Here is a 12,024-nt window from a genome sequence, read left to right as displayed (position 1 = left end):
ATAAACAAAATAAAAAAACAACGCCCTTTATAAAGGGCGTTGTTTTTTTATTTTTACGCTTCGACAGATTTCTTTTTCTTAGCAGCTCTTTCGCGCTCACTCTTATCAAGAATCTTTTTACGTAGACGAATTGATTCTGGAGTTACTTCACAGAACTCGTCATCGTTTAAGTACTCTAATGATTCTTCTAAAGTCATTAGGCGTGGTTTCTTCATTGTTGAAGTTTGATCTTTCGTCGCAGAACGAATGTTAGTTTGTTGTTTCATTTTCACAACGTTAACTGTTAAGTCATTCTCACGAGTGTGTTCTCCTACAATCATACCAGCATATACTTCTGTACCTGGTTCAACGAAGATTACACCACGGTCTTCAACTTGCATAATACCGTATTGTGATGCTTTTCCTGTTTCAAGTGAAACTAGAACACCTTGACGACGTCCACCAACTTGTCCAGCGTGTACTGGTTGGTAGCAATCGAATGTATGGTTTAAAATACCGTAACCACGAGTTAATGTTAAGAATTCTGTTGTGTAACCAATTAAACCACGTGCTGGAACCATGAAAGTAAGGCGAACTTGACCGTTTCCGTTATTCACCATATCTAACATTTCACCTTTACGTGCACCCATAGATTCCATAATAGAACCAGTGTATTCTTCAGGTACATCGATTTGTACACGCTCTACAGGCTCACATCTTACGCCATCAACTTCTTTAATGATTACTTCTGGCTTAGATACTTGTAATTCATAACCTTCACGACGCATGTTTTCAATTAAGATAGATAAATGTAGTTCCCCACGTCCAGATACGATCCACGCATCAGGAGAATCTGTATTATCTACACGTAAACTTACATCTGTTTCTAATTGTGAACGAAGACGCTCTTCAATTTTACGAGATGTAATGTATTTACCTTCACGACCTGCAAATGGGCTGTTATTTACAAGGAACGTCATTTGTAGTGTTGGCTCATCAATACGTAATAATGGTAACGCATCTTGATGTTCAACTGGACATACTGTTTCACCTACGTTAATGTCTTCCATACCAGAAACGGCTACTAAGTCCCCTGCTTTTGCTTCTTCAATTTCTTGACGTTTTAATCCCATGTAACCGAATAATTTCGTTACGCGGAATTGCTTCACACTTCCGTCTACTTTCATTAAAGCAACTTGTTGTCCAACCTTCATTGTACCGCGGAATACGCGACCAACTCCAATACGTCCAACGTAGTCGTTGTAATCAAGAAGTGCTACTTGGAATTGAAGTGGCTCTTCGCTGTTATCAATTGGTGCTGGAATATGTTCGATAATTGTATCGAATAATGATTTCATATTCTCTTCTTGATTTGCTGGGTTTGAATCTAAGCTTGCTGTTCCGTTCATTGCTGATGCAAATACAACTGGGAACTCTAATTGATCTTCGTTTGCACCAAGCTCAATGAATAAGTCGATTACTTCATCAACTACTTCATCTGGACGAGCGAAGTCACGGTCAATTTTGTTTACAACTACGATTGGAGTTAAGTTTTGCTCAAGAGCTTTCTTTAAAACAAATCGTGTTTGTGGCATACAACCTTCATATGCATCAACAACAAGTAAAACACCATCAACCATTTTCATGATACGTTCTACTTCTCCACCGAAGTCAGCGTGACCAGGTGTATCTAAAATGTTAATTCTTTTATCTTCATAGTGAATCGCTGTATTTTTCGCTAAAATTGTAATACCGCGTTCTCTTTCTAGATCATTTGAATCCATTGCGCGTTCTTCAACGTGTTCGTTCGCACGGAAAGTCCCCGCTTGACGTAATAACTGGTCAACAAGTGTTGTTTTACCATGGTCAACGTGGGCAATAATTGCTATATTACGTAAATCTTGTCGTTTTTTCAACATGTCCAACTCCTAATGTCTTTTTAATCCTTCTCTATTATAAGAGCGAAGGGGATACAATAGCAATTAAAATAAAAGCAAGAATGAAAATATAGTTGTATTCTTACTTTTGTGAAAGTAAAATGAGATTGGAGGGTGAAGAAATGGAACACATTCAATATCGCTTTTTATTAACTGCAATTATCGGTGTTATTTTCTTAATCGGTATCGGCATTATGATTGCTGAAAATAGTCCAATCGGTATTATTATTTGCATTATCGGCACATTTGTTACAGTTGGATACGGTTTTGTAACAAAAAGAAAAATGCGCAAATCACAATAACGCTAAAAAGTAAGAAGCTTATACACAGCCTCTTACTTTTTTTGTTGCTCTCATATAAACGATAACACTTCTTCATACACTCCTGGTTTTGCAACTAACACACTGCTCTTCTCTATGATAGAAAGTGGCGCTCCAGAGAATGTCGTCACCTTACCTCCAACTTCTTCTACAATTATCTTTCCTCCGCCAAAATCCCATGGTGATAATCTCGGCGTTACATATGCATCTATTCTTCCTGTTGCAACGTATACCATCTCTAACGCTGCACAGCCATATGATCTTGTGCCTCTTGCTTTCTTAACAAGTGCCATCATACTTTCCATATTAAGCAATGGATTATCTGTAAGCCATATCGCATTTAAAGCTACAATACCTTGCTCTACAGTTCCTTTTTTCAGTGTAGGAATTGATATATCATTACAAAAAGCTCCATATCCCTTGACTGCATGATATAGTTCATCATGCACTGGATCATATATAAGTCCAATCTTTCCGATACCGTTCTCATAAATCCCAATTGAAATCGCAAAATTTCTTTTTTGATGAACAAAGTTCATCGTGCCGTCAATTGGATCAATTAACCAAACAACCCCGTCAGAAGACGTTATCTCGTCTCCATAACCCTCTTCTCCTAAAATATTATGATTCGGGAATGTTTCTTTAATTTTCCCAATTAAAAACTGTTCTATCTCTCGGTCCATATTTGTAACTAAGTCAGCTGCATTTGATTTTGTTTCTATAATAAGTGCTTTTTTCATTGATGCCATTAAATGCTCTCCTGCATCCCGAATCCACCGTTTGGCGTGTGCATCAATGTCTTTCCATACTTCTTGCATGTTTAAACACTCCGATCTATACTGTTCACAGAAAAAACGAACCCTTTATAAGGTTCGCACCAACTAATTTTTTATACATATACTATTATTACGCTTCTAAACGAATCATTTCAAGTCTTAACACTTCTAACTTTTGTACACACTCTTCTTTTTTCTGTTTGTCATCTTCCATCATCGCATCATATAAAGTTGCTAATTCATAATCTAGCTCCAAACGTAGCACCGGTATTCTCTTTTCAGCATCTGTTCTCTTTAACGCATTAATCACCTGTCTCATATTATTTGCCTCCTCCCAATATTCGTCTGCCCTCGGACTAGAATTAATTCAATTTTCTGATTTTTTGTTTTATACTATACTATGTTGGATAAATCATCTATGCAACAAAATTATATTTTTTTATTTAAATTTTTTTGTGCTGTTTTTTTTATGAATAGTACAAGCTATGCTAAAATAAAAGCAAAATAGGAGTTGGAGGAACAATCATGACAATACAAACATTCAAGTCAACTGATTTTGATGTCTTTACAGTTGATGGTCTCGAAGAACGAATGAGTGCAATTAAAACGAACATTCATCCTAAGCTAGAAGCTTTAGGGGAACAATTTGCAGAATACTTATCCAAACAAACTGATGAGAACTTTTTTTATCATGTTGCAAAACACGCACGCCGCAAAGTCAATCCACCAAACGATACTTGGGTTGCTTTTTCAACAAATAAACGAGGATATAAAATGCTACCGCATTTCCAAATCGGCTTATGGGGTACTCATGCCTTCATATACTTTGGTTTAATCTATGAGTGTCCACAAAAAGTTGAGACGGCTCATGCCTTCTTAGAACATTTAAATGATTTAAAAACAAATATTCCAAATGACTTCGTTTGGTCCATTGACCATACTAAACCAAGTGTGAAATTACATAAAACACTTGAAACCGAAGACTTACAAAAGATGATTGAACGATTAGCTACTGTAAAAAAAGCAGAATTATTAGTTGGTATTCATATATCACCAGAGGAGTTTTCAGCAATGACCAACGAACAATTCCTTGCTAAGATTGAATCTACGATGCAATCACTCCTTCCTTTATATGCACTGTGTAATCGATAGTAGAAAACGGACAATTTATATTGTCCGTTTTTAGTTGTTATCACATTATATCACTTCAGTTTTTATTTTTCAAAATATTTTTTACATTTTTACGAGCTTTTGTTCTTCGACTTCTTTTGCCCTTTGAATAGCACGATATATAGAGTATCCACTTACTTCTTGAAATTCTTTATCAATTTTCTTTTCTTCTGCTTTCGATGGAACAATCTCTTTAAAACGACGATATAAACCCATTAACTCTTCTCTTATAATCCCTTTTTCATAAGCTTTCTCAATCGCTTCATAAAACTTAACAATTGTAACCATTTCCTCATTTGACCAATCATAATCTAACGGATATTGATATTCCATTTCGCACCTCATTTATCATTTCTTCTTGTTTCATTATGCTATCTTAAAGAGAATATTTTATTCTTCATTATAGCCACTCTGCATTATACACTATTTATTCATTTTAATGGAATTGTCTTCCTCTATTCATTAGTTGAGGCTAACTATTAAACATACTCACCTTAAAAACATTTTTTTCTATACATCTATAATTATTGGTGATATAATGCTTTTGTTTTATAGAAAATAAAGTGAAGCTACCATCTCAAAAACGATTTTTTGAATGGCAGAAAAACAAGCCTTATTCTAAAAAAGGCTACACTTTTTTAGAGCAGGATTATATAAAACAAATTACACTAAATATTATGAAGAAGAAGGGGTGTATAGATTGTCCCAATACGAAACACCATTGTTTACCGCTTTAGTTGAGCACAGTAAGCGAAATCCAATTCAATTCCATATTCCTGGTCATAAAAAAGGACAGGGCATGGATCCTACATTTCGCGAATTTATTGGGCATAATGCATTAGCAATTGATTTAATTAATATTGCGCCACTCGATGATTTACATCATCCAAAAGGTATGATTAAAGAAGCACAGGATTTAGCAGCCGCTGCATTCGGTGCAGATCATACTTTCTTTTCTATTCAAGGTACAAGTGGCGCTATTATGACAATGGTGATGAGCGTTTGCGGTCCTGGTGACAAAATCCTAGTACCACGAAACGTGCATAAATCAGTAATGTCAGCTATTATTTTCTCAGGTGCAAAACCGATTTTCATGCATCCTGAAATCGATCCGAAGCTCGGTATTTCTCATGGAATCACAATTCAATCTGTCAAAAAAGCACTTGAAGAGCACTCAGATGCAAAGGGCTTACTTGTTATTAACCCAACGTACTTTGGGTTTGCTGCAGACTTAGAACAGATTGTACAATTAGCACATTCTTATGACATCCCTGTACTAGTCGACGAGGCTCATGGTGTTCATATTCATTTTCACGATGAATTACCTATGTCAGCGATGCAAGCTGGTGCGGATATGGCAGCAACAAGTGTTCACAAATTAGGAGGCTCTTTAACTCAAAGTTCTATTCTTAATGTGAAAGAAGGCTTAGTGAATGTAAAGCATGTCCAATCTATTATTAGTATGCTTACAACTACATCAACTTCTTACATCTTGTTAGCATCCCTTGATGTTGCGAGAAAACGTCTTGCTACAGAAGGAACAGCACTCATAGAACAAACAATACAATTAGCTGAGCATGTTCGTGATGCTATAAATTCTATTGAGCATCTTTACTGTCCTGGAAAAGAAATGTTAGGTACAGATGCTACCTTTAACTATGATCCTACAAAGATAATTGTATCTGTAAAAGATTTAGGTATTACCGGCCACCAAGCTGAAGTATGGCTTAGAGAGCAATATAACATTGAAGTAGAACTCTCAGATCTATACAACATACTATGTCTTATCACTTTGGGAGATACAGAAAGTGATACAAATACACTTATTGCAGCTTTACACGATTTAGCAGCAACATTTAGAAATAGGGCAGATAAAGGTGTTCAAGTACAAGTAGAGATTCCAGAAATTCCAGTGCTAGCACTTTCTCCTCGAGATGCTTTTTATTCGGAAACAGAAGTCATCCCATTTGAAAATGCAGCGGGTCGTATTATAGCTGATTTTGTTATGGTTTATCCGCCAGGGATTCCAATCTTTACTCCGGGGGAAATTATTACACAAGAAAACTTAGAGTATATTCGGAAAAACTTAGAAGCAGGTTTACCTGTACAAGGTCCTGAAGATATGACATTACAAACATTACGTGTTATTAAAGAGTACAAGCCTATCAGTTGATAGGCTTTTTTTTCACCTTTTTTCCTTTTCTTCATACGATACTTAAGAATGTAACGTATAGGTGGGGATACTATTATGATTGTAATAGGCCGTTCTATTGTACATCCTTATATTACAAATGAATATGAGCCATTTGCAGCAGAGAAACAACAAATTTTATCAATAATGGCAGGAAATCAAGAAGTTTATTCCTTCCGAACAGCTGATGAACTCAGCTTTGATCTCAATTTACGAGTTAATATTATTATCTCTGCACTAGAGCTTTTTCAAAGTGGATTTCAGTTTCGCACATTTCAACAATCCTTTTGCAACCCCCAGTATTGGAAAAGAACATCCCTTGGAGGATTCGAGCTTCTTCCAAACATACCATCTTCTATTGCCATACAAGATATTTTTAAAAATGGAAAACTATATGGAACTGAATGCGCAACCGCTATGATCATTATTTTTTATAAAGCTTTACTATCATTGTATGAGGAAGAAACTTTCAATCGTCTATTTGCAAATCTTTTACTTTATACATGGGACTACGATCAAGATCTAAGGCTCATAACAAAAAACGGTGGCGATCTTGTTCCAGGTGACCTCGTTTACTTTAAAAACCCACAAGTGAATCCAGCTACGATTGAGTGGCAAGGAGAAAACACAATCTATTTAGGAAATTTCTTTTTTTACGGACATGGCGTGGGTGTAAAAACAAAAGAAGAAATTATTTATTCATTAAATGAACGAAGAGTCCCTTACGCTTTTATTTCAGCTTTCTTGACCGATACTATTACCCGTATCGATAGCCGTATAATGAGCCAATATGCTTCTTCTAGTACACCACAGACATCCATAAGCTTTATTCCAATTAGAGATGATGCAATCGTTGCAACAGTTGGTCATACAACTACAATTTATTAAAAAAGCGCCTACACATGTAGGCGCTTTTTCTTATTATTAAGCTTTTGTATGTTCTTTATGGTCACATTCGCAATGAGATCCACATTTCCCGTATAGTACTGTTGATTTTTCATCTTCAAAATGTCCAATTGTTCCTTCACATACTTGGCATACGATTGTTCCCATTTTCATTTCCCCCTGAGTTTTAATAGTAATCTATTTATTTATCATTAAGCTTTCGCATTATCTTTTCTAGCACAGTCACAATTTGTTCCACATTTTCCGTAAAGTACCGTCGTTTTCTCATCTTCAAAATGTCCGATTGTTCCTTCACATACTTGGCATACGATTGTTCCCATTTTCATTTCCCCCTAAGTTTATGGTCCTAAAAACTTTTAGCTGTCCATTTCCTATCAATTATTGGGCTTTTGTATGCTCTGTGTGATCACATCCGCAAGATCCACATTTCCCGTAAAGTACCGTTACTTTCTCATCTTCGAAGTGTGCAATTGTACCTTCACAATCTTGACATACGATTGTTCCCATTTTTCATTTCCCCCTAAGTTTATAATCCCAAAAACTTTTTGTAACCGCTTAACTTTCTGTCTTCATTTTAATATGTTATACTTTTTACGTCAATAGGTTTTTAGTATAACACATTAAATATTTTTAATTTAAATTAGTATGCGATATTAAAATAAAAAAACAGCCATATTTATAAGTACGACTGTTTCACATTAATTATTCTTCATATTCCGCATGTAAAGAAGTTGACGGAACTAGAAATTTGAAAAACTGAGCTAACTCCTTTGCTTCCTCTTCTGATCCTAATTTAAAAATCTCCTGTATATATTGAACATTCTCTACATCATCTCGTCCGAGTAAAGTAGACCTTCCTGTTTGCATACAAACAATGAGCGGCTTTCCAAAAAACATATTTGTATAAATAACACCAAAATCATAACGTGTATCATGTGTCATAAACCCTAAAAATCGTACCTTCACACTTTCATGCTCATCATACAATTTTTCAAACATTGGTTTCCACCTTTCTACATCACGTTTCATTAATAGTATATTAAACAAAACATGTAATACTCCTTTTAATTGTCAAAAAATTCAGTAGGATGTAGAATGATAGTATTCTACTAAGCTAGGGGGAACTTATATGCAACACGCCTTTATTACGCTTGTACCGAAATCCAACCAACAATCAGTTTCAATAGATGATATAAAACAACTTTTTCATTATTATAAAACAGTTACTTCTAAAACTGGTGCCCAAATTAATTACACGTATACAAATACCGCTTTTCCTTATGAAATTTTAGATACATCTACAACAACATTAAAACTTCAATCCACTCACGACCGGTATGACTCAATTTATATTGGTGTTGGTATAGAAAATGAACAATCTTTCATCCAAGTTTCTTTACCACCTAATGCAACATTTGGTGACAAAGGGAAAGCAAATGAATTTTGCCGTTTTTTAGCGAAGAAATTAGAAGGAGAGTTACAATTATTTAATGGAAGAACAATGTATTTTTATAAACGCTAATTTAAAAAATAGATAATATGATTAAAAATAATATACAATTCGAACATGTAAGAAATAAAGCTTGCTTTCTTACGTGCAATACAAAATATGCTATTACATAGGCTAAATATAGAAATACGAAAAAAAGAATAACTTTATAATGAAACTTATCACCATTCGATAATGTTAATACAGTGGAAAAGCCACTCCATAGTAGTAAATGATAAAATATAACATGTAATATTTTCATGGAACCTTCTCCTTTGACATGCTCTATTTTATTAATATATGGGGGTAAGTTTGAATCAATTACATATTATAGGATGATATATATTACCTTCGAAGTAAGTTAAGCCTGAATCATTTGTTAAAGTATTATATATTCATTCGACAAGTACGTTTAAAGACCTTGCAAGTCATTTGATGAAAATAAAAATAGCCCCTCTCTTACAATAAGAGAAGGGCTATTTACATTACTTAAATTATTTTACAATGTGAATTGGCATTCCAAGAGCAACTTCAGCTGCTTCCATTGTGATTTCACCTAATGTTGGGTGAGCATGGATTGTTTGAGCGATATCTTCAGCTGTCATTCCAGCTTCGATAGCTAAACCAATCTCAGAAATAATATCAGAAGCACCTGCACCTGCAACTTGAGCACCTACAAGAAGGCCATCTTCTTTACGTGTTACAAGTTGTAGGAAACCGTCAGTGCTGTTTAATGATAATGCACGACCGTTAGCAGCGAATGGGAACTTAGATACAGTTACAGTCATTCCAGCTTCTTCAGCTTGTTTTTTAGTGTAACCAACAGATGCTAGTTCTGGATCAGTGAAGCATACTGCAGGAATTCCGATGTAATCGATAGCTGATGCATGGCCACTAATTGCTTCTACAGCTACTTTACCTTCGTAAGAAGCTTTGTGAGCTAATGGTGGTCCAGGAACGATATCACCGATTGCATAGATGTTTGGTACATTTGTACGACATTGCTCATCGATTTCGATGATGCCGCGGTCAGTCATTTTAACTCCAACTTGCTCAAGACCGATTTCTTGAGTGTTTGGACGACGACCTACAGTTACTAATACGTAATCTGCTTCTACAGTTTGGATTTCACCTTTAACTTCAAAGCTAACTTTTACGCCAGTTTCTGTTTCTTCAACGCCTTTAGCCATAGCTTTTGTATGGATATTTACGTTACCTTTTTTCTGTAGAGCACGTTTAACAACAGAGCTCATAGCTTTTTCGAAACCAGCTAAGATTTCGTCGCCAGCTTCTACTACAGTAACTTCTGTACCGAAGTTAGCATATGCAGTACCTAATTCCATACCGATGTAACCGCCGCCGATTACAACAAGTTTTTTAGGAATTTCAGGTAAGCTTAAAGCACCTGTAGAGTTGATAACACGTTTAGAGTATTTGAATCCTGGAATTTCGATTGGTGTAGAACCAGTTGCAAGAACAGCATTTTTAAACGTATAAGTTTGAGCTGCATCTTCAGTCATAACGCGTAATGTATTAGCATCTACGAAGTAAGCTTCACCGCGAATGATTTCAACTTTGTTACCTTTAAGAAGGCCTTCAACACCGCCAGTTAATTTCTTAACTACGCCGTTTTTCCATTCTTGAACTTTTGTAAAGTCAACTTTTACGTTTTCTGCAGTAATACCCATGTCATCAGAATGCATTGCATTCTCATAACGATGACCTGCATTGATTAACGCTTTTGAAGGAATACATCCAACGTTTAAGCATACGCCACCAAGGTTAGCTTTTTCAATGATTGCTACCTTTTGACCTAATTGTGCTGCACGAATTGCCGCAACGTATCCACCAGGACCTGCACCAACAACGACTGTATCTAATTCAATTGGGAAATCTCCTACTACCATTGTTATTACGCCTCCATTACTAATAATTGTGGGTCATTCAATAGACGTTTAATTTGGTTTAACGCTTTTTGAGCAGTTGCACCGTCAATTAAACGATGGTCAAAGCTTAGAGATAATGCTAATACTGGAGCTGCAACGATCTCACCGTTTTTCACAACTGGTTTTTCAGCGATACGGCCGATACCAAGGATTGCTACTTCTGGGTGGTTGATAACTGGAGTGAACCATTGTCCACCTGCAGAACCAATGTTTGTAATTGTGCAAGAAGCACCTTTCATTTCAGCTGGAGCTAGACGACCTTCACGTGCTTTACCAGCAAGATCATTGATCTCGTTAGAGATTGTGAAGATAGACTTACGATCTGTATCTTTAACAACTGGTACTAATAGACCTTTGTCTGTATCAGCTGCGATACCGATGTTGAAGTAATGTTTATGAACTACTTCTTGAGATGCATCGTCTAAAGAAGTGTTTAACATTGGGTATTCACGTAATGCAGATGTTAAAGCTTTAACAACGTACGGAAGGTAAGTTAATTTAATACCTTTGTCAGCTGCTACTGCTTTGAACTTCTTACGGTGAGCAACAAGTTCTGTTACATCTACTTCGTCCATTAATGTTACGTGAGGAGCTGTGTGTTTAGAGTTAACCATTGCTTTCGCAATCGCTTTACGGATACCACTCATTTTCTCACGAGTTTCTGGATATTCACCAGCTGGGATTGGTTGTGCTTTTGGTGCTTCTTCTTTCGCTGCTGCTGGAGTAGCTTCTACTGCTGCTGGAGCCTCAGTTGCTGCTACAGTTTGTCCACCATTTGCAAATGCATCGATGTCAGCTTTTACGATACGGCCATTCTTACCAGTACCAGCTACTTTATGAATGTCTACACCTTTTTCACGAGCGTATTTACGAACAGATGGCATAGCAATTACGCGCTCATTTACTACTTCTGCAGTTGCTGCTGGAGTAGCTTCCGCTGCTGGAGCTTCTACTGCTGCTTCTTCAGCTTTTGGAGCTTCATCATGATCGTCACCTTTAAATTTAAGGTTTTCGTATCCAGGAGCATCAAATTTAATTAATGTATCTCCTACGATTGCAACTGTTCCTTCTTCTACAAGTACTTCAAGTACTTTACCTTTAACAGGAGAAGGGATTTCTACTACTGCTTTATCATTTTGTACTTCAAGAAGTACATCGTCTTCGTTTACTTCATCGCCTGGTTTAATAAACCATTTTACGATTTCACCTTCGTGGATACCTTCACCGATATCTGGTAGTTTAAATTCAAATGCCACGGAATTCAGCCCCCTGATTCATTTCATTATTATGGAATATGTACAAAAGAAACC

General features: G+C 36.1%; 16 protein-coding genes. 5 read left to right on the top strand and 11 right to left on the bottom strand.

Annotated elements, in window-relative coordinates; genetic code table 11:
• Positions 1-53: 53 nt before the first annotated feature.
• Complete coding sequence (gene typA, locus AB6801_RS10640) at positions 54-1,898, bottom strand: translational GTPase TypA (protein ID WP_000914762.1); 1,845 nt, start codon at positions 1,896-1,898, stop codon at positions 54-56.
• Between the two features lie 140 nt (positions 1,899-2,038).
• Between typA and AB6801_RS10635 the strand changes: the two genes are divergently transcribed.
• Positions 2,039-2,218, top strand: coding sequence for a DUF5325 family protein (locus AB6801_RS10635; RefSeq protein ID WP_000400127.1), 180 nt, complete (start codon positions 2,039-2,041; stop codon positions 2,216-2,218).
• Between the two features lie 50 nt (positions 2,219-2,268).
• On the opposite strand, the gene AB6801_RS10630 is transcribed toward AB6801_RS10635, so the two are convergent.
• Both AB6801_RS10630 and AB6801_RS10625 read right to left on the bottom strand, forming a co-directional pair.
• Positions 2,269-3,054, bottom strand: a complete 786-nt coding sequence (locus AB6801_RS10630; RefSeq protein ID WP_001158705.1) for an inositol monophosphatase family protein — start codon at positions 3,052-3,054, stop codon at positions 2,269-2,271.
• 88 nt (positions 3,055-3,142) lie between these two features.
• The gene (locus tag AB6801_RS10625) at positions 3,143-3,331 is read right to left on the bottom strand and encodes a hypothetical protein (protein ID WP_001250164.1); all 189 of its coding nucleotides are present in this window, start codon (positions 3,329-3,331) and stop codon (positions 3,143-3,145) included.
• Positions 3,332-3,537: 206 nt separating this feature from the next.
• Here AB6801_RS10625 and AB6801_RS10620 point away from each other — a divergent pair, with 206 nt between their 5' ends.
• Positions 3,538-4,164 carry a YktB family protein gene (locus AB6801_RS10620; protein WP_000155317.1) on the top strand — a complete coding sequence of 209 codons (627 nt, stop codon included), beginning with the start codon at positions 3,538-3,540 and terminating at the stop codon, positions 4,162-4,164.
• 81 nt (positions 4,165-4,245) lie between these two features.
• Here AB6801_RS10620 and AB6801_RS10615 read toward each other — a convergent pair whose 3' ends face one another.
• On the bottom strand, positions 4,246-4,515 hold the full coding sequence (locus AB6801_RS10615) for a UPF0223 family protein (RefSeq protein WP_000456552.1): 270 nt from the start codon (positions 4,513-4,515) through the stop codon (positions 4,246-4,248).
• 367 nt (positions 4,516-4,882) lie between these two features.
• Here AB6801_RS10615 and speA point away from each other — a divergent pair, with 367 nt between their 5' ends.
• Both speA and AB6801_RS10605 read left to right on the top strand, forming a co-directional pair.
• A complete protein-coding gene (speA, locus tag AB6801_RS10610) occupies positions 4,883-6,355 on the top strand; it encodes an arginine decarboxylase (protein ID WP_000084898.1) in 1,473 nt (490 codons plus the stop codon).
• 75 nt (positions 6,356-6,430) lie between these two features.
• The gene (locus AB6801_RS10605; RefSeq protein ID WP_000635342.1) at positions 6,431-7,261 is read left to right on the top strand and encodes a protein-glutamine gamma-glutamyltransferase; all 831 of its coding nucleotides are present in this window, start codon (positions 6,431-6,433) and stop codon (positions 7,259-7,261) included.
• Between the two features lie 36 nt (positions 7,262-7,297).
• Here AB6801_RS10605 and AB6801_RS10600 read toward each other — a convergent pair whose 3' ends face one another.
• The 4 genes from AB6801_RS10600 to AB6801_RS10585 all read right to left on the bottom strand — a co-directional run bounded on the left by AB6801_RS10600 (position 7,298) and on the right by AB6801_RS10585 (position 8,278).
• On the bottom strand, positions 7,298-7,426 hold the full coding sequence (locus AB6801_RS10600) for a GapA-binding peptide SR1P (RefSeq protein ID WP_000536796.1): 129 nt from the start codon (positions 7,424-7,426) through the stop codon (positions 7,298-7,300).
• 44 nt (positions 7,427-7,470) lie between these two features.
• Positions 7,471-7,599, bottom strand: coding sequence for a GapA-binding peptide SR1P (locus AB6801_RS10595; protein ID WP_000536803.1), 129 nt, complete (start codon positions 7,597-7,599; stop codon positions 7,471-7,473).
• 58 nt (positions 7,600-7,657) lie between these two features.
• Positions 7,658-7,786: a GapA-binding peptide SR1P gene (locus tag AB6801_RS10590; RefSeq protein ID WP_000536778.1), complete on the bottom strand. Its 129-nt coding sequence runs from the start codon at positions 7,784-7,786 to the stop codon at positions 7,658-7,660.
• Positions 7,787-7,981: 195 nt separating this feature from the next.
• Positions 7,982-8,278: a DUF3055 domain-containing protein gene (locus AB6801_RS10585; protein WP_000462038.1), complete on the bottom strand. Its 297-nt coding sequence runs from the start codon at positions 8,276-8,278 to the stop codon at positions 7,982-7,984.
• Between the two features lie 130 nt (positions 8,279-8,408).
• Between AB6801_RS10585 and AB6801_RS10580 the strand changes: the two genes are divergently transcribed.
• On the top strand, positions 8,409-8,801 hold the full coding sequence (locus tag AB6801_RS10580) for a DUF1885 family protein (protein WP_001163302.1): 393 nt from the start codon (positions 8,409-8,411) through the stop codon (positions 8,799-8,801).
• 1 nt (position 8,802) lies between these two features.
• On the opposite strand, the gene AB6801_RS10575 is transcribed toward AB6801_RS10580, so the two are convergent.
• The 3 genes from AB6801_RS10575 to pdhC form a co-directional block, all read right to left on the bottom strand.
• Positions 8,803-9,030 carry a hypothetical protein gene (locus tag AB6801_RS10575; protein WP_000697469.1) on the bottom strand — a complete coding sequence of 76 codons (228 nt, stop codon included), beginning with the start codon at positions 9,028-9,030 and terminating at the stop codon, positions 8,803-8,805.
• Positions 9,031-9,262: 232 nt separating this feature from the next.
• Positions 9,263-10,675: a dihydrolipoyl dehydrogenase gene (gene lpdA / locus AB6801_RS10570; RefSeq protein WP_000260104.1), complete on the bottom strand. Its 1,413-nt coding sequence runs from the start codon at positions 10,673-10,675 to the stop codon at positions 9,263-9,265.
• Between the two features lie 5 nt (positions 10,676-10,680).
• On the bottom strand, positions 10,681-11,970 hold the full coding sequence (pdhC, locus tag AB6801_RS10565) for a pyruvate dehydrogenase complex dihydrolipoyllysine-residue acetyltransferase (RefSeq protein ID WP_000863419.1): 1,290 nt from the start codon (positions 11,968-11,970) through the stop codon (positions 10,681-10,683).
• Between the last annotated feature and the right edge of the window lie 54 nt (positions 11,971-12,024).

Source organism: Bacillus sp. RCC_6_1 (genome assembly GCF_041360755.1).
In the GTDB taxonomy this organism is placed as follows: Bacteria; Bacillota; Bacilli; order Bacillales; family Bacillaceae_G; genus Bacillus_A; species Bacillus_A cereus.
This window is presented reverse-complemented; position numbering and strand designations above follow the sequence as displayed.

What these genes read in the sequence shown, in the direction of transcription:
- AB6801_RS10615 (WP_000456552.1), bottom strand. Translation starts at nt 4,515, where the DNA reads ATGGAATATCAATATCCGTTAGATTATGATTGGTCAAATGAGGAAATG.
- AB6801_RS10605 (WP_000635342.1), top strand. Translation starts at nt 6,431, where the DNA reads ATGATTGTAATAGGCCGTTCTATTGTACATCCTTATATTACAAATGAA.
- AB6801_RS10590 (WP_000536778.1), bottom strand. Translation starts at nt 7,786, where the DNA reads ATGGGAACAATCGTATGTCAAGATTGTGAAGGTACAATTGCACACTTC.
- AB6801_RS10625 (WP_001250164.1), bottom strand. Translation starts at nt 3,331, where the DNA reads ATGAGACAGGTGATTAATGCGTTAAAGAGAACAGATGCTGAAAAGAGA.
- AB6801_RS10635 (WP_000400127.1), top strand. Translation starts at nt 2,039, where the DNA reads ATGGAACACATTCAATATCGCTTTTTATTAACTGCAATTATCGGTGTT.
- AB6801_RS10585 (WP_000462038.1), bottom strand. Translation starts at nt 8,278, where the DNA reads ATGTTTGAAAAATTGTATGATGAGCATGAAAGTGTGAAGGTACGATTT.
- typA (WP_000914762.1), bottom strand. Translation starts at nt 1,898, where the DNA reads ATGTTGAAAAAACGACAAGATTTACGTAATATAGCAATTATTGCCCAC.
- AB6801_RS10630 (WP_001158705.1), bottom strand. Translation starts at nt 3,054, where the DNA reads ATGCAAGAAGTATGGAAAGACATTGATGCACACGCCAAACGGTGGATT.
- AB6801_RS10595 (WP_000536803.1), bottom strand. Translation starts at nt 7,599, where the DNA reads ATGGGAACAATCGTATGCCAAGTATGTGAAGGAACAATCGGACATTTT.
- AB6801_RS10580 (WP_001163302.1), top strand. Translation starts at nt 8,409, where the DNA reads ATGCAACACGCCTTTATTACGCTTGTACCGAAATCCAACCAACAATCA.
- AB6801_RS10600 (WP_000536796.1), bottom strand. Translation starts at nt 7,426, where the DNA reads ATGGGAACAATCGTATGCCAAGTATGTGAAGGAACAATTGGACATTTT.
- lpdA (WP_000260104.1), bottom strand. Translation starts at nt 10,675, where the DNA reads ATGGTAGTAGGAGATTTCCCAATTGAATTAGATACAGTCGTTGTTGGT.
- AB6801_RS10575 (WP_000697469.1), bottom strand. Translation starts at nt 9,030, where the DNA reads ATGAAAATATTACATGTTATATTTTATCATTTACTACTATGGAGTGGC.
- AB6801_RS10620 (WP_000155317.1), top strand. Translation starts at nt 3,538, where the DNA reads ATGACAATACAAACATTCAAGTCAACTGATTTTGATGTCTTTACAGTT.